The sequence below is a fragment of the Thiospirochaeta perfilievii genome (genome assembly GCF_008329945.1).
In the GTDB taxonomy this organism is placed as follows: domain Bacteria; phylum Spirochaetota; class Spirochaetia; order DSM-2461; family DSM-2461; genus Thiospirochaeta; species Thiospirochaeta perfilievii.
In genome coordinates, this window is record NZ_CP035807.1 from 2,228,036 (window position 1) to 2,251,034 (window position 22,999).

Sequence of the window (22,999 nt, forward strand, 5' to 3'; positions counted from 1 at the left end):
GTCAAAAAGAATGGAAAATTTACCTGTTATTGATACTGTAGTATCAGTAACAAGTCCATCATAATTTGTTAATAATACTAATCTATTTTTAATTTTTTAAGCTCTTCAATGGTTAACCCTGTCATTTTTGAAGTGTTTTCTAATCCAAAATTTGATTTTAAAAGGTTTATTGCAATCTCTTTTTTCCCTTTATCCAAACCCTTCTCGATACCTTTCTCGATACCTTTCTCAATACCTCTTAAGGTAAATTCTTCTTCCATTCTATCTAATGTCGCTGCAAACATTGGTAATACCTCCTGTGGCGAATCTAATTGTTGTATTATTTCTTCATCTATATCAATATTTCTATCTTTTAAAAGACTATTTAACCATATCTTAAATCCATCAACTTCAACAGGGGATGAATCTTTTAAAAGTATAATTAAGTCATCAAATGCTTTATGTAACTCTTTTAAAGATGCATTTTCTAATAAAAATATTGCAGATACAACATTATGTATTTTAAGTAGTGTTTTTTTCTCTATCTTGTTAATTATAATTGGGTAGTATTCAAAACTAGGGATAAACTTGTCTGGTATTGTTTTTGCATATAGCTCTTTAGGGTTTATATTAGCTGTCCATTTATCTTCACCATTATATAATAGTAGTGGGAATACCGCAGGGTATGATTTTGTATCTTTATCCTTACCATAACTCTCGGATAGCTCTAGTATATATCTTAAAAACCTTAAAGGCATGGTTTTATCAACTGAAGATTGAAACTCTAATAATAGATAAATATAAATAGGTTTACCTCTGAAGAGAGGTGGGATCCATTTTGCTCAACCTGCGATACAACAGAACCTAACCATTATAGTAAGATGTATGGACCAGTAAATCATATTCTCATGGAAGTTGAATTTGTTCTACTCGGATAAGGCTCTATTCAAACATATTTTTGATGAAATAAAAAAAGAGGCTGTTAATACAGACTCTTTTTTTTCTAGTTTCTAAACTTTTTCTAATCAATTTTAATTCTAATTTTTAAAAATAAACTTTTTCTAATTAACTTTTCTTAATAATTAAATCTTATATCTCATTTAGCATTCTGTTAATAAGGATACTACCTCAATTTGAATAGGGAAAATCCCTATTAGTTATAAGAAATGTAATATGCTAGTAAAAAAATCCGTGGTATTGTTAAAAAAAAGGAGTTATTCTTGGAACTATTTATGGGACTTGAGTTTAAAATTTTCGAAGAGACGGATATCGAAGTCTATACAGAGATTATGAAATTGGCTTTTAATGATGATAGTAAGAGACACTTAAATGAGGAGAGTGGAGGGCCTCCAGGTTATGATAACGGGAGTTTTCTAAGAGAATTTGCCCTACATAAGGATAGTGTAGCGTATAAAGTCCTAAAGGATGACACCCCGGTAGGTCTTATTATTGTATGGATAAAAAGCGACGGAAATAACTACTTAGGAAACATGTTTGTAAATCCTAAATATCAGGGCCGTGGAATTGGCTTTAAGATGTGGAAGTATATAGAGGCAAAGTACGACAAAACAAAGAGTTGGAGTACAGAAACCCCAGGTTTTTCAAAGACAAATCATCATTTTTATATAAATAAGTGTGGGTTTTATCTAGTAAAAATCGATAATCCCATGGATAAGTATAACGAGAGTTATTTATTAGAAAAAAAATATAATAGATAAAGATCTCTTGTTTTTTAATCTTACTATATTGATTAATCCCTACCATACCGATATGATTAGTAGGATAAAGAAGTGGAGGAACAAATGAGTAGTATAGCTATTTTATGGTTAGGTGTATTTTTAGTCCTTTTATTAGGATTAGGTTTAATTAAAAGTAAAACTGGATTATCATTTTCAACTAGGGTTTTTATATCAATGGTTTTAGGTATAGCTCTTGGTTTGGGAATATATTTTACAACAGATGTTGAAGTTGCAGGTGGAATTAGAAAGTGGTTATCACTTGTAGGCTATGGTTATGTAGATCTATTGAAGATGCTTATATTACCACTTGTTCCTGCTAGTATAATTTCAGGTCTTTTAAAACTAAGTGATACAAGTGAATTAAAAACAATGGGTGTTAGAACTATCTCTCTATTCCTTTTTACGGCTGTTTTAGCAAGCATTATTGGTATAGTTATAGCTTCAATTTTAGGTGTAGGTAGTGGAGTAGTTGTAGGGGAATTAAAACCTAGGGAAGCAAGTAGTGTAGTAGATTTATTCTCCCAGTTTAGAAGTTTTATCCCATCTAACCCTGTTAAGTCAGCAGTAGATATGAAGATAATACCTTTAGTTGTATTTTCTATATTTATTGGTGTAGCAGCGGTAATAGAGTCTGGTAAAAACAGTATAAAAATAGAGCCATTTAAGGCTTTTATAGACTCTTTTTTAGTAATTGTAACAAGATTAACTAAGTTAGTAATAAAATTAACACCTTATGGTGTTTTAGGTTTAACATCCTATTGGTTATCTAACTCTGGTCTAAGTGCAATAAGAGGATTAGCCCTATTTGTTGTAGGTATTATTATTGCATGTCTAATTCAGGTATTTGTAGTTTATGGAGGTCTTCTTGTAACAACCGCAAAGGTAAATCCAATTAGATTTTTTAGAGCTGCATCCCCTGCTATGTTGTTAGCATTTACAAGTCGATCTAGTTTGGGAACATTAACATTAACTGTAAGTACAATGATAGATAGATTAAAAATAAAACCAAGGGTTGCTAACTTTGTTGGTCCTATTGGAGCAGTTATGAATATGGACGCCTGTGGTGGAATCTTCCCTGCTGTAGTTTCAATATTTGCTGCAAATGCCTTTGATATTGAGTTATCAACTCTGCAATATATTTTAATTGTTGTTGTTTCTGTATTTGCAAGTGTAGGAAGTGCCGCAGTTCCCATGGGAGCTACAGCTTTTACAATTGTAACACTAACAACAGTTGGTCTACCTGTGGAAGCTGTTGGTCTTGTTTCTGGTGTCGACTTTTTAGTTGATATGTTTAGGACAGCTACTAATGTTACAGGAGACCTTACAGCCTCTGTTGTAGTTGGAAACTCTCTTGGTGAGTTTGATAGGGAAGCCTTTGAATCCCAGGATTTTAAGGATGTAAAAGAGGCTTAATCTATATCAAAGGGTGCTTCTAGATGCTTTTCTAGAGGCATTCTAGCTCTGGGATCTTGATTTAAACGTTTAATTGATATATTTTTATCTTATCTGAGTATTGGCTAGATGTCATACAAGGATTCATAAAATTATCTGAACCTAAGGATTATCTAAGGGTTAAGGAGTATAGATGTTTCTCGATATAGAAAAGCTAAAGAGATTAGCACGCACTACAACTGTGTCCGAAGTAGAACTTAACAGAGTTCTAAATAAAGCAAAAGAGTTAAAGGGTCTTAATTTAGATGATGTAGCTATACTATTAGCTGTTGAATCAAAAGAGCATATTCAAATGTTATTAGAGAGTGCAGCCTTAGTAAAAAAAGAGATCTATGGTAACCGAATGGTTCTGTTCGCACCTATTTATACAGGGAATCACTGCTCTAATAACTGTCTCTACTGTGGTTTTAGAGCTGCAAATAAAGATCTTAAAAGAATATCTCTATCAAAAGATGACTTAGTAAAAGAGACTGAATTATTACTTAAAGAGGGGCACAAAAGAGTCCTTCTCTTATGCGGAGAGTCTAATAAAACACCTTTAGAGAGCACTTTAGAGGCGATAGAAACAGTATACTCCGCAGAGTATAATGGGCATAAAGTTAAACGAATTAATATTGAGATAGCTCCTATGGAGGTTGATGAGTTTAAAGTACTTAAAACCGCAAATATAGGAACATATACATGTTTTCAAGAGACTTATGATCCAGAACTTTATAAAGAGTACCACCCCACAGGGAAAAAAGCTAACTATGAGTACCGTTTAAATGTAATGCATAGAGCCATGGAAGCTGGAATTGATGATGTAGGTGTTGGAGTCTTATTTGGTTTAGCAGATTATAAATTTGAGATTTTAGCCCTGTTAGAACACGCTAGTTCCCTAGAAAAGGAATTTGGTTGTGGCCCCCACACAGTAAGTGTTCCAAGAATAGAGAAGGCAAGTGGTGCACCATTAACCGAGAATATTCCATTTCCAGTAAGTGATGATGATTTTAGAAAAATTGTTGCTATTATTAGAATGGCAATGCCATATACAGGGATAATTCTATCTACTAGGGAATCTACAGAGCTACGGGAAGAGTTAATGCATTACGGTGTATCCCAACTATCTGCAGGTTCAAAAACTAGCCCAGGAGGTTATTCCGACTCTGAGGATAATAGCCAGTTTAGTCTAGGGGATCATAGAAGTTTGGAAGAGGTTATTTCTAATATGAGTGATGCTGGATATATACCTTCTTTTTGTACAGGGTGTTACAGAAAGGGACGAGTTGGAAATGATTTTATGGATCTTGCAAAACCGGGATTAATTAAAAAGTTCTGCGTTCCTAATGGACTTACATCCTATGCTGAATATCTACATGACTTCTCATCTAATGAGGTTAAGGAAAAGGGATTAAAACTAATTGATAAGTTAGCCGAAGAGATTCCCTTTCCTGAAATAAAAGAGATGACTAAAAAAAGTCTACAGGAGATAAATGTAGGCAAAAGGGATGTCTATTTATGATAGATAGAACAGTGGAAGAGATAATCGCCCTATATAAAAATGAGGATCCTACAGAGCTATATAAAGCTGCATGGGATGTTACTACAGAGTTTCATGGGGATAGTGTCTATTTAAGAGGACTTGTAGAGTTTACAAATAAGTGTGTAATAAACTGTGAATATTGTGGTATTAGAAGGGATAACACCAATGTTTCAAGGTATAGCCTAGATAGTAAAACCATTGTGGATACCTGTTTGGAAGGCTTTAATAAAGGGCTTAGAACCTTTGTGTTACAAGGAGGAGAGGATAAGGATATCTCTGTTTCCTCTCTATGTGATACTGTAAAAAAAATAAAAGAGTCCACAGATCATAAGGCAGCTATAACCCTAAGTTTTGGCTCTAGGAGTCTAGAAGAGTATAAGATGATGAAATCCGCTGGGGCTGATAGATATCTTTTAAGGTTTGAAACTAGCGACCCAGAGTTACACTTTAAATTAAGGGGTATTTCCCTAGAAAAGAGGCTTAAAAACATTGAGGATATTAGGTCTGCAGGACTTCAGGTTGGCTCCGGTTATATGACAGGGCTTCCAGGGGAAACAGAGGAGACAAGAATTAATAATGCTCTACTGTGTAAAGAGTTGGACCTGGATATGGTAGGTATTGGACCTTTTATCCCAAGTGATGAGACTCCATTAGCTGGATCAGCCCAGGAGCCAATTGACTACGCATTAAGGGGTACTGCTCTATTAAGGCTTCTTCTTCCTAAGGCACATATACCTGCTACTACTGCAGCAGGTTCTCTAAAACCTACAGGTAGGGAGGATATGATAAGGGCTGGGGCAAATGTATTAATGCCCAACCTTACTCCTGTTAGCGTAAAAAAGGACTACCTACTATATCCTGGTAAAATCTGTTTAGATGAAACAGGTTCCCAATGTATCGGTTGTATGGGAATGAGGGTAAAAAGTGTTGGAAGGAAGATCGATTTCTCAAGGGCTGATGCCCTAAGATTAATGGGCATAAGTTATGCCTGATTTTATAGGGGAACAGACGGCTAATGCTATACATAACTGGGGGGAGGGGGTAACCCCACCCTGCTTAGTTAAAGCCTACGCCCAGGTAAAAAAAAGTGCACTATTAGCTGTAAACGATGTAGACCCATCTCTGGGAATAGAAATTTTTAAGAAGGTAATTGAAGTTTTAGATAGAGTGATAGGTGGGGAGTTTAACCATCTATTTAAACTTCCATTAAAACAGGGGGGGCAGGAACTAGTTTAAATATGAATATGAATGAAGTTATAACTTTTTTAGTTAATAAAGAGTTAGGTGGAGATTATGTTGAGTATTTAGAGGATATAAATAAGTTTCAGTCAACAAATGATACTTTTAATACAGCTGTAACCGTAGTATTTCTACGCCACCTTGAGAGTATAGAGAAGATGGTTATTGAACTCCAGGAGATTTTAGTTGAAAAAGAGACTTTTTATTCAAGCCTACTAATAACAGGTCGAACAGAGATGGTTAGTGCCCTTCCAATAACCCTTGGCCAGGTATTTTCGTCCTATGCCGGGGCTATAGAGAGGGACAGATGGAGATTTAATAAGATAAAAGAGAGGGTTAGACCTTCAGTTTTAGGTGGAACAGCTATGGGCACCTGTTTTGGAGCCCCATCTAAATATCTTTTTTCTGCAGAGAAACATCTTAGGGCTATAACCGGACTATCCCTACCTCGGAGTCAAAACCTCGTTTCTGATATCTCCATGTGTGATAAGTTTGTAGAAGCTGGAGCCGTGTATGATGTTCTTTCTAATACCCTTTTTAAAATGGCCTCCGACTTTACATATTATGTCTCTAGAGGGGAGTTTATTCACCCTAATTTACAGTATGGGTCAACAATTATGCCTATAAAAACAAATCCTGTTTTATTAGAGTTTGTAAAGGGCTTAGCTATCGATATAAGCCTAGAATCTAGAAAAATCGGTGAGTATTCCAGGAATGGTCAGCTTCAATTAAACCCATTTTTACCCTTTATTTTAGACGCTGAGATATCTATTTTTAAATCTTTAATAAAAGCAATGGATAGCCTAATGTTATTTATAGCAAACCTTAAGGTTGATAAAGAAGTAATAAACAATAACTTAATAAACTCCAATGCTATGGTAAATAGTTTAAGACCCTATTGTGACTATACTACCCTTAAAAACATTGGGGAGATTTTAAAGGATGTAAAAGTTAAAGATATTGAAGAGTTAAAAGTTGTAATAGTAAATAACTGCGACTTAACCATGGAGTTTTTAGACGAGTATCTAAAACCTGGAGGTTTTACATCATTCCTAAAGGAGAATATATGAGTACAGCCCTTGCAGAATCTAAAAGAGTAGTTATTACAGGATTAAGAAACGCGGGTAAGAGTTCTATAATGAATAACCTTTTTGAGAGAGGAGTTTCTATTGTTTCAGATACCCCAGGGACAACCACAGATCCTGTTACTAGAAAAATTGAACTTGGTAATTTAGGACCCTGTGCTGTAATTGATACCGCAGGATTAGATGAGTTTGGTGAACTTGGTCTTAAAAGGAAAGAGAAGAGTCTCCAGCGGGTTAAAACCTGTGATATAGCCCTATTTGTAACAAGAGCTGATATCCCATCTACTAAGGAAGAAAAGAGTATATTAAACCAGTTAGTTGCTTTAAAAAAGCCATTCTTGTTTTTATTAACCTGTGTGGATCTAGATAAGAATGAGGATAAATTAAACTGGGCTTCCGACTACAACCCTATTGAGATTAATAATATAACAAGTTTTGGCCTTAAAAAGGTTAGAGATAGGCTAAGTAGTTTAAAAGTGGCTTTAAACCACGAAATTACCCCTGTAGAGGGACTAGTAAACGAGGGAGACTTTGTAATTCTTGTTACACCTATAGACTTAGCAGCACCAAAGGGTAGGTTAATTATGCCCCAAGTAGAAACTATAAGGGATCTCCTGGATAGGGATTGTGCCACCCTAGTTGTAAAAGAGAGGGAGTTAAAACAGTTTTACGACAATCTAGGGATAAAACCAAAGCTCGTAATTACTGATAGTCAAGCTTTTGCTCAAGTTGCTGCAGATCTTCCAGAAGATCAACCTTTAACATCCTTCTCCATCCTTTTTGCAAGGAAAAAAGGGGATTTAGACCTATTTATCGAGGGGGTAAATGTTATAAAAGATACCCCTAAAAACGCAAAGATTTTAGTTATGGAGTCATGTGCTCATCATAGACAGGCCGATGATATTGGGACAGTAAAAATTCCTAGACTATTTAAGCAGTTAGTTAGAGAGGATGTTGTATTTGATTTTACCAGAAAAATGCCTACGGATCAGGAGTTAAAGGAGTACTATTTAGTAATCCACTGTGGTGGATGTATGATTACATCAAATGTTATGTTGGACAGAATGAGCATTTTTAAGAGAAATAACACTTATATAACAAACTATGGGTTATTTTTAGGATGGGTTAATGGTGTTTTCCCAAGGGCTATAGAGCCTTTACAGTAGAATCCTACCCTATAACGGGTAATTATTTATATATAGTTGTTATATACTTTTATTGAATCTATTATTTATGTTAATGAGCGCAACAATAAAAGATATAGCTAAACTTGCAGGAGTAAGTATTTCCACAGTCTCTAGGGCATTAAATAATAATCCACGGGTAAAAAAGGGGACAATGGATAAAATACAGGATATAGCAAAATCCCTTAACTTTGAATTTAATGCAGGGGCTAGAAGTCTAAGTAGTAAGATTACTGGAAATATAGCCCTGGTTTACGATGCCCATATAAATGGTTTTGAAGTCTCCCTATATATAAATCAACTCTTTCTTGAGGTTAGGTATATCTTGGAGCAGATGGATATGGATACGATACTGCTAACAGGATACGATGTTAATACTGGGGCAAGTAATATAAAACGAATTGTTCATAAAAAAAAGGTCGATGGTTTTTTAATAGTCCATGACTCAATTACAAATGATGATTATAAAACTATTCAAGCCGCAGGCCTTCCAATTGTTCAACTACATATGGTTCCAAGAAATGACATTAGTGTCCGTTTTGACTCCTTCTATTCTGATAACTTTATGGGGGGCCAGATGGCCACAAACCACCTAATTAGCCTAGGCTGTAGAAGTATTTTAACTGTTTTGCCCTTTGCAGAGGAGTCTAAAGAGTACTCTCAAAGGGTTTTAGGGTATAAAAAAGCTCTTGAGGATAGTGATCTACCCTTTAATAAGGAGCTTGTTGTCTCTGTAGAGTGTGCCTACTTAAGTGGTTATAATCTATTTAATTCAATACCTAAAATAATTAAACAGGTTGATGGGATATTTTTCCAAGCTGACATTCAAGCCTTTGGGTTTTTAACAGCTGCGAGGGAGAGGGGGATTGATATTCCTGGGGATATAAAGGTTATTGGATACGATGATGTCCCTATGTGTCAAACTGTAATACCTAGCCTATCCTCTATTCATCAGCCTAGAAAAGAGCTTGCAGAGCTAGCTTGTAAAAGGATTATCCAACGAATCAACTCTCCTATAAACCTTAAGCCTGAGTGTCGATATCTTTTACCCTCAATTGTTCTAAGAACTTCATCGTAATACAAACGTTTGTATTTTTTTTAAATTATTGATGCAAACGCTTGCAGGATTTAAAAAGCCGTGCTAATATTTCTCTAGATTGATAAATTTTAAGTTTCCAAATTAAAAAAGACTTGATTTCTTGCCCGAATTCGGGCAAATTATAGTCAAATTTGGTTGATTTTAAACTTTTTTCTTAATTTTAGTAGAAAAAAGAGAATATTGTGTTCATATTATTAGGAGAAAACGATTGAGCGATATCAGACTTGATGAAGAATTTGAAAAGTATCTTTTGTCGTCATACTCTTTAGGAGAAAATGACCTATACAGACTATTAGACGACTTAACTGGAGCCTTTGACTCATCTGTAGAGGACTACATACAAAAACGGCATACGTCCCTACAGAAAGAGGGCAAAAAAAATGTTGTAATTTATGATATACTTCAAAAGGAGATAAGAACCCATCGTTTTCTTGGTCCTGACCTTTCGGTTAGGCAGATTCGTAGAGCAATCTATGGCTAAAAATAGGAGAACAAAATGTGTGGAATTGTCGGTTATATCGGACCAAGGCAGGCTGTCTCTGTATTAATGCAGGGTTTAAAACAGCTAGAATATAGGGGTTATGATTCGTCGGGTATTAGCGTATTAAATGCTAGTAGTATTAAGACATTTAAAAAAATAGGTAAGTTAGTGAACCTAGAGTCTATAGTCCCTGAAAAAAATAGAGCCAAGGTTGGTATTGGTCATACCAGGTGGGCAACCCATGGTAAGGTAACCGATGAAAATGCCCACCCCCACGTATCAAACTGTGGGAAAATATCCTTAGTACATAACGGTATAATCGATAACTATGTATCACTAAAAGATGAGCTAATAAAGAAGGGGTATACTTTTGATAGTGATACAGACTCTGAGGTGTTAGTTCACTTAATTCACTATTATTTAAACGGTGATCCTGTCTCTGCGGTTCAAAAAGCCCTAGAGAGATTAGATGGCACCTATGGTGTAGGTGTTCTATTTGCAGATTACCCGGATTTATTAATTGGTGCAAGAAATGGTAGTCCTCTAATTGTTGGAGTAGGAGAGGGAGAGATGTTCCTAGGTTCCGATGCCTCAGCATTTATAGGTCTTTCAAAACAGGCTATCTACCTAGATGATGGTGAGATGGTAGTTCTTACGTCTAAAAACTATAAAACAATAAATAGGCATAACAAGATTGTTGATAAAAAGGTTGAGCAGGTAGAAATCGATACTACCGAGAACCTTAAAGGTGACTATCCCCACTTCTTTTTAAAAGAGATCCATGAGCAACCGGACTCTATTCGTCGTGCTATTGGGGGTAGACTGCTTCCTGATTTTGGTACTGCAAAATTAGGTGGCCTAAATCTTGATAAAAGAGATTTTTTTGATATAAAAAGAATACATATAATTGCTATGGGATCAGCTCTATACGCTGGTCAGATTGGTGCAAGTGTTATAGAAACTTTAGCAAGAATCCCAACCCAGGTTTTTGATGCTTCAGAGCTAAGATACTCTAACCCAATTGTTGATAAAGAGACTCTTTTTATAGCTGTAAGTCAGTCAGGGGAGACTGCTGATACTATTTTAGCTGTAAAAGAGATACAGAATAAGGGTGGTCGAGTCCTAGGTGTAATTAATAGTGTTGGATCCACATTGGCAAGACTAACCCATGGTGGAATGTACATCCATGCAGGTCAGGAAGTCTCTGTTGCATCAACTAAGGCATTTACAAACCAGGTTATGTTGTTAAATATGTTTGCCCTTGTCCTAGGTAGAATGAGGGATGTCCCATTAAGCCGTGGAAAGGATCTGGTAAAAGAGATTATGGCTATGCCAGAGAAGGTTGAAGAGGCTTTAAAGTGTGGCGAAATTGTAAAAGAGATTGCATATAAATATAAGGATGCAAATAGCATTCTGTTTTTAGCTAGGGGAACAAACTATCCAGTAGCCCTAGAGGGAGCACTTAAGGTAAAAGAGGTTAGTTATCTCCACGCGGAAGGTTTCTCCGCTGGTGGTTTAAAACATGGTCCCCTTGCTCTAATCTGCCCTGAAACTCCATCGATATTTGTAATAACCGAAGGTGAATATTTTGAAAAGATGATAGGAAATATTATAGAGGTTAAGGCTAGAGATGGTAAGGCTATAATTGTTACTACCTCCTCGGATGAGAGATTAAAAGAGCTTGCTGATGACTATATTAAGGTCCCTGAGGTTGATGAGTTATTATCTCCATTAGTTACAATTATCCCAATGCAGTTTTTCTCCTACTACATCTCCCTGGCCCTAGGTCGGGATATTGACCAACCAAGAAACCTTGCTAAAAGTGTAACAGTAGAGTAGTTCTATATTATTTTAATAGCCCGGTGTATAGTGCCGGGTTTTTTATTTATAAAATGTAATCTAAAATGAGTTCATGGATATAAAAAGTGTTTTAAAAGATAAGTTTGGTTTTGACAATTTTAGGGATGGTCAAGAAGAGGTTGTAGAGAGGGTTTTAGATGGTAGATCTGTAGCCGCTATTTTTCCTACAGGAGCTGGAAAGTCCCTATGTTACCAACTACCTGCCACACAATTTAAAGGCCTAACGCTAGTTGTATCACCTCTTATTTCTTTAATGCATGATCAACTAAAATTTCTACAGAAAAATGGAATCCCATCAGCAGTATTAGATTCTACCCTAACTAGAGACCAGTATCAGGAGACACTTAATAAAGCTATAAATAATAGCATTAAGGTATTAATGATATCCGTTGAAAGGTTTAAAAATGAGAGATTTAGAAACTACTTATTTAGAATGGATATCTCTCTATTAGTAGTAGATGAGGCCCACTGTATATCTGAATGGGGACACAATTTTAGACCAGAGTATCTAAAACTACCTAAGTATGTAGCTGAGTTTAATATTCCACAGGTACTACTTCTTACTGCAACTGCTACAGAAAATGTAGCCATTGATATGTGTAAAAAACTTAATATTAAGAAAGAAAACCTAGTTAGAACAGGTTTTTATAGATCAAATCTTCATTTAGAGGTAACACCAGTTGATAGTGATAAAAAAAATGAACTGCTTCTTAATAGATTAGCTGAAGAGAACGTACCAACAATTGTATATGTTACCCTTCAAAAAAGTGCGGATTCTGTAGCTAGTTACTTACAAGAGAGGGGTGTTTTAGCACTATCATATCACGCTGGATTAAAAAGTGAAGAACGAACCCAAATTCAGAACGATTTTATGGATGGACATGTAAACTGTATAGTTGCCACTATAGCCTTTGGAATGGGTATTGATAAAAGCGATATTAGACGGGTTATACACTATGACCTGCCAAAATCCATAGAGAATTATAGCCAAGAGATTGGACGGGCTGGAAGAGATGGTAGGGATTCTGTTTGTGAGGTATTTGCAAATAGAAGTGGAATTACAGTGTTAGAGAACTTTATATATGGTGATACACCTGGTTTAGACTCTATAAAACAACTATTAGAGGATATTCAATCGTCAAATGATATATGGGAGGTAAAAATATTGTCCCTGTCAAATAAGGTCAATATAAGAGCCCTTCCTCTAAAAACTCTCATTGTCTACTTAGAGATTAGGGGGATTATTACTTCATCATATAGCTACTTTTCCCAGTACCGTTTTAAAACAGAAAAAACCAGTAGTGAGATTTTTAGTAATTTTGATAACAATAGACAGAACTATTTAAAGTCCCTATTTAGCTATAGTAATAAAAAAAGAACTTGGATAGATTTAAGGTTAGAAGACTTCCTTATAGAAACCAATGGGGATCGGTCTAAGGCTATAAATGCCCTTGAGTATTTGGATTCTAAGGGCTTTATTCAACTAGAATCTAAGCAGGCTGTAGAGGTCTATAAAATAATTGACAACTCATATAGTGTTGAAAATCTTAGCTTAGAGTTATTTAATCTCTTTAAAAAGAAGGAGAGTAGTGAAATTTTAAGGGTTAATAAGATGATAGAGTTTTTTGAGTCAAAGACATGTCTATCATCTAGACTCTCTAGCTACTTTGCAGAGGATAGGGGAGTAACCAAGTGTGGACATTGCTCGGTTTGTTGTGGCAGAGTTGCTGTAATGGGTAAGGCAGAGAGTTTGGAGACATTAACATCTGATATGGTTCAGAAGAGTAGTGCCGAGATTCTTTCAAATATTGGGGATAAGGGTAGTAGTCAAATAGTAGCAAACTTTTTATGTGGGATTTCTATGCCACTATTTACTAAAATTAAAGCTAGATCAATGTATGGTTTTTCAAGTTTAGAGAAGTATCCATATAAGGACGTTCTAGGAATTATTACAAATAAATAACTTGCAGGTGATGGATCAAATGGTTAAACTGTAATTATTTATTATTAGAGAGGACGAATCATTGGATATAAAGAGAAGTATAGAGCAGGTTTTAAGACCCCAGGATGGTGGTAATAATAAGTGGTTTTTTATTCCCCTTATTCCAATGGTACTATGGGTAGTATTCTCTTTTATCTCACTATTTACTATTAACTTTAGTATTATTTTAGATCCATTTGTTCTAGTTTCTATTGTTGCTAGGTTTCTAATTCCTATTTTCTCAATACATCTTATAAAGGTTTTTTATATTAAAAGAGAACTTAGTAAGCTAGAGTATAGTCATTGGTTAAATTTTATAGGGTATGCCATATCCTTAACCTATGTTGCCTATATGGTTCCTGCAGTTGTTTTAGATTTTCAAAATAGTGGTGCCACATCAACACTGTTTACTGTTTTTGTAATACTCTCAACCCTTTGTCCACTCTCTCTTTATATATTATTAAGGAGTTCTGTTGTAAAGTTAGCCTCTGGGTATTTTAAACAGGTTGATATAGAAAATGAGAAGAAGAGAAAAAAGGATAAAAAGCTTAAGAAAGAGCATCAGCGAAGCCTAAGAAAGCAGAGAACTTTTTTACAGAATTTATGGTTTGAAGTTTTTGACCCCCTAATGTGGGCAATTTTATGGGTTTTAATCATAAATAATACGCTTTTTCAACTATACCAAATTCCATCTTCCTCTATGGTTCCTGAATTTTTAGAGAAGGATAGAGTTGTTGCTAGTAAGCTTTTTAGTGGACCAGGACTTCCTTTAACAAGGTATAAATTCCCTGAAATTGGTTCCCCTAAGGCTGGTGATATAGTAACTTTTAATAACCCAAAAGTTGATGATCCTAATTCTGAACTACACTATAAAAATGTCTTTACTCGAATTTTTCAACCCTTTGTTTATATGCTCTCATTTTCCAAGTTAGATATAGATGCAGGGGATGATGGTTATCCAAAGGCCAGGCAGCTGGTAAAAAGGGTAATAGGTGTCCCTGGAGAGAAGCTGTGTATGGTTAATGATAAGGTTTATAAAAAGAGAGCTGATAGTGACTGGGTTTTAATGTCCGAACTTCCAAATGAGAAGGAGTGGGGACATAATGACCTTTTCTCCTTAAATAACCCCAATAGTGGAGCACAGATTATAAATCCAGCACTTAGAGAGAGTTTAGATCTAGGGGCAAAACTAGCATTAGATTCCAACCTAGATGAACTTAATAGAGAGCTTAAAATAGAAAAGACAAACCTACTATATAATTTGGATAAGATAGATACCATATCATTTCTAAATACTCTTATGTCTTATAATAGAAGAAGTGCAAGTAGTGTTATCGATGTTGTTGAGCATTTAGAAGATTCTTATCTAGGAATGATGCAGGTTAATAGGTTAAATATATCCGATAGAAGTAAAAATGATATTGTAGAGAACTTCTCTAACAGTTTAGAGAATTACAATACATTTATACTCTTTGATAAGATTAATGATCTTAAAGAGATTATTCAGATGGATAGAAAATTATTAAATGATGAACTAAAGATTAATCTATCTTTTCCAGATGATGCCTCTCCATACCAAGAGTTTGTAACTAAATTAGATGGTATTATTAAGTTAAACTCTTTGAAATTATATAACAAAATCCTATCAACTGGAGAGTTTTCAATTGATAAAGAGTTATTAAATGATATTAAATATCTCTCTCTATACACAACAGGTCTACAGTTAAAATCAAGAGTAGAACCTGTCTCATTTTATGGTGCAGGAAATCTTCCTGAATTCCCAGCTGATAAAAATAGTTATATTCCTAAGGGAGAGTACTTTCTACTTGGTGATAATAGATATAACTCTTTAGATAGTAGGATGGGGGATGTTGATTATAGTATACCACTTAATCCTAATGGTGGAGAGTTAACAGAGTCCCTAACTGTAAGCTGGGAACCCCACACTATAAGCGACTACTATATCCATGGTAAAGTGCGTTTAATTCTATGGCCATTAAGTCACGCTAAGATTTTTTAAGCAAAAGTTGATTAATTTCAACTTTTTATTAAAATATTAGTTGACGATGGAAACTTATTCCCTCATTATAGACGTATAAAATAAAATATTGTGGGGAGGATACATGAGTATTCAAGAAAAGAGTGATTATGGCTTTTTTGACGATAAAAATAGAGAGTATGTAATAACAAGACCAGATACACCACTACCTTGGTTAAACTACCTAGGACAGGATGACTATTTTGGACTTTGCACTAACACAGCAGGTGGTTATACATTTTGGAAAGATGCAAAACTTAGAAGGTTAACCCGATATAGATATAACAACGTACCCTACGATCTAGGTGGAAGGTATCTATATATTAATGATAATGGTTCAGTATGGAATCCTGGGTGGAAACCAGTTAAAGCTAGTGATGTTAGTTATGAGTGCCGGCATGGAATGGGGTATTCTAGGATTACAGGAGAGAAAGATGGCCTTGAAGTAGAGACTACATACTTTGTTCCAGTTAAAGAGAATTTAGAGATTTGGAAGGTAAAAGTAACAAATAACTCTAATGTTAGGAAGTCTCCATCTATCTTCTCCTATCAAGAGTTTGCATTTTTTGATGCAGCTAATGATATGAATAATTTACAAAGAACCCTATCAATTGGTGAAGTTGAAGTTGAAGGAAATGCTGTTTACCATAAAACAGAGTATAGAGAGAGGAGAGATCACTACACTCTGTTTGCATCAACTAGGGATATTGCAGGTTTTGATACAAGCCGGGATGCATTTGTTGGGGTTCATGAAGGTCTTCATGAGGCTAAGGTTCCATTTTCCGGAAAGTGTACAAACTCTAAGGTTTTTGGTTGGAATCCAATCGCATCTTTACAACATGATTTTGATTTATCCCCTGGGGAGAGTGTTGAATACTCATATATTCTAGCCTATGTAGAGCAGGGAGATGAGCCTAAATTTGACTCTCCAATGGTGATGAATAAGAGTAAAGGAAAGGCTATTATTGAAAAATGGTCTAAGCCAGGAGCTGTTGATGAAGCTATAAAAACCCTAGCTAATACATGGGATGACCTTTTAAATAAGTTTCAAGTAGATACTCCTAACGAGCATGCATCTAGAATGGTTAATGTTTGGAATCAGTATCAGTGTATGGCTACATTTAACATGAGTCGATCTGCTTCAATGTTTGAGGTAGGTATTGGGCGAGGTATGGGTTTTAGGGATTCTAATCAGGACCTACTAGGTTTTATTCATCTTGTACCTTCTAAAGGAAGAAGAAGAATCCTTGATATTGCTGCGACACAATTATCAGATGGTACATGTTTTCATCAGTATCAACCCTTAACAAAAGAGGGAAATGCTGAGATCGGTGGGGATTTCTACGATGATCACCTATGGTTAGTTCTATCCACAGCAGCCTATATTAAAGAGACAGGGGATCTAACTATATTAGATGAACCAGTTGGATATGCAGATAAAGAGTATAAAATTGGAGAGCTTGGAGAAGATGGAGAGCCTAGAAAGATAAATGCAGAGACTCTGTTACACCACCTTGAAACTTCTATATCATATACAATGAAAAAAAGGGGACCTAATGGTCTTCCATTAATAGGACATGCTGACTGGAACGACTGTCTAAACTTAAATTGTTTCTCTACAGAGCCTAATGAGAGCTTCCAATTAGCAGGTGATGTTGATGGATCAAAAGCTGAATCGGTACAAATTGCTGGTCTATTCTTGTATGCAGCTAAAGAGTTTGCCGACCTTTACTCCTTTATGAAACGGGATGAGGATGCTAAGAGAATAATGGCAGACTATAATGAGATGTTAGAAACTGTTGAAACAAAGGCGTGGGATGGTCAGTGGTATACAAGGGCCTTTGATGCTGCAGGAAACCCTGTTGGATCTAAAGATAATGAAGAGGGTAAAATTTATATCGAGAGTCAGGGATGGTGTGTTTTAGGTGGAGCTGGAGCAACTGGAAAATATGCCGGTAGGGCTAAAGAAGCATTAGAGAGTGTTCACCAACATCTGTACACAAAAAACGGTATTGTTTTACAACAACCAGCTTACTCTACATATAACTTAAATCTAGGTGAGGTTACATCATATCCACCAGGAGTTAAGGAGAATGCTGGTATCTTCTGTCATAATAATACATGGATTCATCTTGCTTGGTGTCTAATGGGTGACGGAGATAGGGCTCTGGAATACTACTTATCAATTTGTCCAAGTGCTAAACAGAATCAGATTGAAACATATAGGTCAGAGCCATATGTATATGCTCAGATGTTAGCTGGAAAGGATGCCTCTTGCTTTGGTGAGGCTAAAAACTCTTGGTTAACAGGAACAGCAGCTTGGACTTTTGTATCTGTTAGTCAGGGTATTTTAGGGGTTAAGCCCCAGTATGATGGATTAAAGATTGAGCCTTGTATTCCAGGATCATGGGATGGATTCTCTGTTCAGAGAGAGTTTAGAGATGCTACCTACCAAATTAAAGTAGAAAACCCAAATGGAGTATGTACTGGAGTTAAAAAATTAGTAGTTGATGGGAATGAGATTCCTGGGGATGTTATTCCAGCCTTTGCTGATAAAAAAGAGCATAGTGTTGTTGTTACATTAGGGTAATAAAAGCAGGCCGGAGATTTTTCTCCGGTTTTTATATAAATATGTGATTTTTATCTTTTCTTATACCGATAATAAAAACTTAAGGAGTTAGATTATGTTAAAAAGAAGTATTAGCAAATTTAAAGTAGCTCTGAATATGTTTAAACAAGAGCTATCAGTAATGAGGTTCTCAAAAAAATACAAGGTTTCTAGACGAGAAGCTTTAGAATTTAAAAAATGGTGTTATGAGGTATATTATTATCAGTCATACAAGACCTCGGATAGTTACTCTTTATAGGTGGGACAAACTCTTTACGGAATCTTTACTATATAGAGAGAGATAATTTACTTGAATTATAGATAATTATAACTAAATATTTATTTGTAGGAAGGTAAATTATGAAGTTAAGAAAAATAATACAGATACTCTTTTTTGTTCTGATCTTGTTAACATCTATTGGGCATGGTTTAGAGGAATCAGGAGTATCTATTCCTCTTATATCGTCAGCATCTTTACATGCTGTATGTCCCTTTGGTGGTGTTGTTTCAATCTATGAGTACTTTGTTTCCGGTAGTTACGTAAAGAAGGTTCATGAGTCATCATTTATATTAATGTTCATAGTTTTTGGTCTTGCTATAGTTTTAGGACCTGTTTTTTGTGGATGGATATGTCCTTTTGGAACATTCCAAGAGTGGGTATCAAAAATAGGAAGAAAGGTTTTTAAAAAAAGATTTAATACTTTTATTCCATACAAAGTTGATAAATATCTACGTTTTATCCGTTACTTTATACTTATTTTAGTTTTGGTAAAAACAGCCCAATCTGTGGAGTTACTTTTTGCGAATATTGACCCATACTACGCTCTTTTTAATATATGGTCAGATGAAGTAGCTATAACAGCATATATTGCACTATTAGTTGTTGTCATATTATCACTATTTGTAGAGAGGCCTTTTTGTAAGTATGCCTGTCCCTATGGAGCCCTACTGGGAATTACTAATCTATTTAGACCTGCTAAGATTAAAAGGGAAGCCTCTACGTGTATTAGTTGTTCTGTCTGTGACAAAAAATGTCCTATGAATATCCCATTATCAAATATAGATGTTTCAAAAGATCATCAGTGTATTTCCTGTATGGAGTGTACCTCTGAAGCAAATTGCCCAAAGGCTGATACAATGACATTCTCAATTGGGAAGAGGGTCTTAAGTTATAAAAACGTAGCTATAATAACAGTTTCTCTATTCATAATTGGTATTGGTGGATCAATGGCATTAAATTTATGGAAAACAGAGAGTAGTAAGATTCCAGTTAAGTTTAGCTCAGGAGAGTTTGAAGGTATTAATAATCCAGCAGATATTAGGGGCTCCTACACTTTAGAGGATGTTAAAAATGCTTTTGATGTTCCTGTTGATGATATAGTTAGAGCTTTTGCTCTTTTAGATATTAAAAATCCTGAAAGCTTTATGATTAAAGAGTTAGAGGGGAGATATATTTTTGAAGATGATATTGAAATTGGAACAGATGCTGTAAGACTTTTTGTCGCTCTATATAGAGGCCTTCCATATACACCGGAAGAGGATACTGTTTTATTAAGACCAGCTAACTCGGTTTTAAAAGATATTATTTCCAGTGATAAAAAAGAGTATCTTAATTCTATTCTTGTAGATCTACCTATAATGACCAACGATAGCTTAATTGAGCATCAGGATGAGTCTACTGATATCTTTGAAATTAAGGGAAAAACTACCTTTAAAGAAGTTATAGACCAAGGGGTTTCAGAAGATGACTTAATTAAAATTATAGGAAGTATCCCAGACAATTTAAATATGACAATAAGGGACTATTCTATAGAGATCCAAAAGGAATTTAGCTTAATTAAGAGTGAGCTTGAGGGATATCTATAGTATTAGACCTTAATAATTAAGGGGGAATAGAGTTATTTTAGTTAATATTTTTACTAAAACTAAATAATTCATAGCATTTAAAGGTTATATTGTATGATTCTTACATTATATTTTGTATTGACCTTTGTTTGTTTATCTTTTACTAATAAAATTTGTTTATTATTGTTTTTACCTTATTTTTAAGATATTATGCTGTAATAAAATAATAAGGTGAGTAGATGAGTAATATAGTTGAAGAGACCGTAGAGATACAGCGAAAGGGGACCTGGCTTACTGTTCGGGACGATGTAAAAATAGTTGATTGTACAGTAAGGGATGGGGGATTAGTTAATGATTATCACTTTAGTGATGAATTTGTTAAAGCAGTTTATGATACCTGTGTCATTAGTGGTGTAGATTATTTTGAGATTGGTAAAATAGTATCTAAAAAGGTAATGAGCCCTGATGAGTATGGTGTTTGGAACTTCTGTGATGAGGAAGATATAAGGCGTATTGTTGGTGATAATAATCAAGATATAAAAATAGCAGTTATGGCGGATATTGGTAGAACCTTTAAAGAGGAGATTAAACCAAAATCCGAAAGTGTAATAGATATGATTAGAGTTGCATGTTATATACATCAAATCCCTGCGGCACTTGATATTATAGAAGATGCCCATCAAAAAGGTTATGAGACTACAATTAATATAATGGCTATATCTAAGGTTTCAGGTATTGTGTTAGATGAAGCCCTGGAGTTGGTTAAGGGATCAAATGTAGACGTAATATATCTTGTAGATAGTTTTGGAACATTTTATTCAGAACAGATTAGGGATTTAACAGTTAAATATACAGCATTGGCAAAATCCTGTAATAAGAGTGTAGGAATTCATGCCCATAACAATCAGCAACTAGCTTATTCTAATACCATAGAGTCTATGATAGGAGGGACTAGTTATTTAGATGCTACTATTGCAGGTCTCGGTCGTGGTGCTGGGAATTGTCCTATGGAACTACTTTTTGGTTTTTTAAGAAATCCTAAATTTAGAATTTTACCAATCCTTGATTTTATCCAAAAACACATTATAGCCCTAAGAAAAGAGATAACATGGGGTTATGACATTCCATATATGATTACTGGCCAGTTGAATGAGCATCCTAGATCTGCTATAGGTTTTAATAAACAGAAGAGATCGGACTATAGTAGGTTATACAATGAATTAACCGATGCAGAGGAGTAGATTATTTTACTACTGGTATTATAGGAGTTGGTTTGTTGGGAATTTTTACCCAGCTTGGCAGCTCTGATCTTTTTTTCAATGGAATCCATATTTGCTCCCTACCAAAGGGACCGATTTTACCCTTTACTATAAGATTATCCCCATCTATCCACATATCGCAGGAGTAAATCTTTCCACGAAGGGGATCTAGAATCTTTCCTCTACTCCATTTTTTACCCCTATCTTCTAGATCCCAGATAAAGTCCAACCCAATAAAAGTTGGGTCTCCAACAATTTTATCTGCAACTCCTTTAGGGTCAGATAGTTTTCCATCATCTTCATAGGTTACTAATAAACGGCCAAAAACTTTACTATTATACTCATAAATTAGGGCTATTGATTGTACAAAACCTGTCTCCTTAGAAATAATCTTCCATATCCCTGTTATTTTCTCCGCAGCTTGTAAATTCATATAGAATAACAAAACTCCAATTATAATAAAAACTTTTTTCATACTAAAATTATTATTTTTTAATATATATACGTCAAATCTTTTAATTTAACCAAAGTTTAACACTACTTTAATGATCTCCTAATTTACAGAATCTAATGTTTACATATCAATTAGATAGGAGTTTTTAAATGAAAAAAATTATTTTATTAAGCGTTATGTTTGTTTCAACTTTAGCTGTTTTTGCATCAGCTAATAGTGAGAATTCAGAAGCTAGTAGTTCTTCAGCTAGCAATAGTTGGATGGTAGAGTCTGAGGATGGAATTTTGCCAGGTGTAAACCCAATAAATGTTAAAGGTGATATAATAACAGCAGGATCATCTACAGTTTTTCCTCTCTCAGAAGCCATGGCTGAAAGATTTCAAGACGAGGGTTATGCAGGAAATATAACTGTGGATTCTATTGGTTCAGGTGCAGGATTTGAAAGATTTACAGTAACAGGAGAGACTGATATTTCTAATGCTTCTAGACCTATTAAATCAAAAGAGATCGAAGCTGCTAAAAAGATTGGACGAAACCCAATCGAGTTTAGAGTAGGAACAGATGCACTAGCTGTAACTGTTGCAAAAAGTAATACATTTATTAAAGATGCATCAATAGATGAACTTGTAAAGATATTTACAGCTGAAAAATGGAGTGATGTTAACCCAAGCTGGCCAGATGAAAAAATATTAAAGTTTATACCTGGAACAGATTCTGGTACATTTGACTACTTTGTTGAAGAAGTTTTTGATAAAGATTCTGCACCACTATTAAGTGCAGCAAACGTACAGATGTCCGAGGATGACAACATTTTAGTTCAAGGAATTACAGAATCTCCATATGGAATAGGGTTCTTTGGGTATGCATATTACAGTGAGAATAAAGATATCCTAAATATTCTTAGTATTGATGGTGTAGAACCAATAAAAGAGAATGTTGATGCAGCGAAATATCCCCTTGCTAGACCTTTATTTATCTACTCTGATGCAGAAGTTATGAAGAGCAAACCACAGGTTGCAGCTTTTATCAACTTCTACTTAACTTATGTAAACGAAGAAGTTACTAGAGTTGGTTATTTCCCTGCAGATGAAAGTGTTATTGCAAAAGGTAAAGCTGCATGGTTAGAGGCTATGAAGTAAAAGTATTATTAAAATGATCATAAAGTCTGCTATAT

At 34.9% G+C, this 22,999-nt stretch carries 19 protein-coding genes; 17 read left to right on the forward strand and 2 right to left on the reverse strand.

Annotated elements, in window-relative coordinates:
• Positions 1-77: 77 nt before the first annotated feature.
• Positions 78-812, reverse strand: a complete 735-nt coding sequence (locus tag EW093_RS10220; protein ID WP_149568309.1) for an Rpn family recombination-promoting nuclease/putative transposase — start codon at positions 810-812, stop codon at positions 78-80.
• A 387-nt stretch (positions 813-1,199) separates the two neighbouring features.
• On the opposite strand from EW093_RS10220, the gene EW093_RS10225 reads away from it, so the two are divergent.
• The 16 genes from EW093_RS10225 (at position 1,200) to EW093_RS10300 (ending at position 21,353) form a co-directional block, all read left to right on the forward strand.
• A complete protein-coding gene (locus EW093_RS10225; RefSeq protein ID WP_149568310.1) occupies positions 1,200-1,697 on the forward strand; it encodes a GNAT family N-acetyltransferase in 498 nt (165 codons plus the stop codon).
• Positions 1,698-1,781: 84 nt separating this feature from the next.
• Positions 1,782-3,131 (forward strand): dicarboxylate/amino acid:cation symporter, encoded by a 1,350-nt coding sequence (locus EW093_RS10230; RefSeq protein ID WP_149568311.1) that lies wholly within the window; start codon positions 1,782-1,784, stop codon positions 3,129-3,131.
• Between the two features lie 172 nt (positions 3,132-3,303).
• On the forward strand, positions 3,304-4,671 hold the full coding sequence (hydG, locus tag EW093_RS10235) for a [FeFe] hydrogenase H-cluster radical SAM maturase HydG (RefSeq protein ID WP_149568312.1): 1,368 nt from the start codon (positions 3,304-3,306) through the stop codon (positions 4,669-4,671).
• Positions 4,668-5,684: a [FeFe] hydrogenase H-cluster radical SAM maturase HydE gene (gene hydE, locus EW093_RS10240; protein ID WP_149568313.1), complete on the forward strand. Its 1,017-nt coding sequence runs from the start codon at positions 4,668-4,670 to the stop codon at positions 5,682-5,684. The genes hydG and hydE overlap by 4 nt, the downstream gene beginning before the upstream one ends.
• Complete coding sequence (locus EW093_RS10245; protein ID WP_149568314.1) at positions 5,677-5,928, forward strand: hypothetical protein; 252 nt, start codon at positions 5,677-5,679, stop codon at positions 5,926-5,928. Before hydE ends, EW093_RS10245 begins: the two co-directional genes overlap by 8 nt.
• A gap of 8 nt (positions 5,929-5,936) precedes the next feature.
• A complete protein-coding gene (locus tag EW093_RS10250) occupies positions 5,937-7,001 on the forward strand; it encodes a lyase family protein (RefSeq protein ID WP_187759672.1) in 1,065 nt (354 codons plus the stop codon).
• Positions 6,998-8,182, forward strand: coding sequence for a [FeFe] hydrogenase H-cluster maturation GTPase HydF (hydF, locus tag EW093_RS10255; protein ID WP_149568316.1), 1,185 nt, complete (start codon positions 6,998-7,000; stop codon positions 8,180-8,182). The genes EW093_RS10250 and hydF overlap by 4 nt, the downstream gene beginning before the upstream one ends.
• A gap of 73 nt (positions 8,183-8,255) precedes the next feature.
• Entirely contained in the window at positions 8,256-9,278 is a 1,023-nt protein-coding gene (locus EW093_RS10260; RefSeq protein WP_187759673.1) for a LacI family DNA-binding transcriptional regulator, read from the forward strand.
• A 229-nt stretch (positions 9,279-9,507) separates the two neighbouring features.
• Positions 9,508-9,780, forward strand: a complete 273-nt coding sequence (locus tag EW093_RS10265) for a hypothetical protein (protein ID WP_149568318.1) — start codon at positions 9,508-9,510, stop codon at positions 9,778-9,780.
• 15 nt (positions 9,781-9,795) lie between these two features.
• Complete coding sequence (gene glmS, locus EW093_RS10270) at positions 9,796-11,619, forward strand: glutamine--fructose-6-phosphate transaminase (isomerizing) (RefSeq protein WP_149568319.1); 1,824 nt, start codon at positions 9,796-9,798, stop codon at positions 11,617-11,619.
• Positions 11,620-11,692: 73 nt separating this feature from the next.
• Positions 11,693-13,603, forward strand: coding sequence for a RecQ family ATP-dependent DNA helicase (locus EW093_RS10275; RefSeq protein WP_149568320.1), 1,911 nt, complete (start codon positions 11,693-11,695; stop codon positions 13,601-13,603).
• 61 nt (positions 13,604-13,664) lie between these two features.
• Complete coding sequence (gene lepB / locus EW093_RS10280) at positions 13,665-15,641, forward strand: signal peptidase I (protein ID WP_149568321.1); 1,977 nt, start codon at positions 13,665-13,667, stop codon at positions 15,639-15,641.
• 103 nt (positions 15,642-15,744) lie between these two features.
• On the forward strand, positions 15,745-18,249 hold the full coding sequence (locus EW093_RS10285) for a glycoside hydrolase family 94 protein (protein ID WP_149568322.1): 2,505 nt from the start codon (positions 15,745-15,747) through the stop codon (positions 18,247-18,249).
• A gap of 94 nt (positions 18,250-18,343) precedes the next feature.
• Complete coding sequence (locus EW093_RS10290) at positions 18,344-18,526, forward strand: hypothetical protein (protein WP_149568323.1); 183 nt, start codon at positions 18,344-18,346, stop codon at positions 18,524-18,526.
• 101 nt (positions 18,527-18,627) lie between these two features.
• Positions 18,628-20,133 carry a 4Fe-4S binding protein gene (locus EW093_RS10295; protein ID WP_149568324.1) on the forward strand — a complete coding sequence of 502 codons (1,506 nt, stop codon included), beginning with the start codon at positions 18,628-18,630 and terminating at the stop codon, positions 20,131-20,133.
• 218 nt (positions 20,134-20,351) lie between these two features.
• On the forward strand, positions 20,352-21,353 hold the full coding sequence (locus EW093_RS10300; RefSeq protein ID WP_149568325.1) for an aldolase catalytic domain-containing protein: 1,002 nt from the start codon (positions 20,352-20,354) through the stop codon (positions 21,351-21,353).
• A 1-nt stretch (position 21,354) separates the two neighbouring features.
• Here EW093_RS10300 and EW093_RS10305 read toward each other — a convergent pair whose 3' ends face one another.
• Positions 21,355-21,846 (reverse strand): DUF2147 domain-containing protein, encoded by a 492-nt coding sequence (locus EW093_RS10305; protein WP_149568326.1) that lies wholly within the window; start codon positions 21,844-21,846, stop codon positions 21,355-21,357.
• Between the two features lie 128 nt (positions 21,847-21,974).
• Between EW093_RS10305 and EW093_RS10310 the strand changes: the two genes are divergently transcribed.
• Positions 21,975-22,964, forward strand: a complete 990-nt coding sequence (locus EW093_RS10310) for a PstS family phosphate ABC transporter substrate-binding protein (protein ID WP_149568327.1) — start codon at positions 21,975-21,977, stop codon at positions 22,962-22,964.
• The last annotated feature ends 35 nt before the right edge of the window (positions 22,965-22,999 follow it).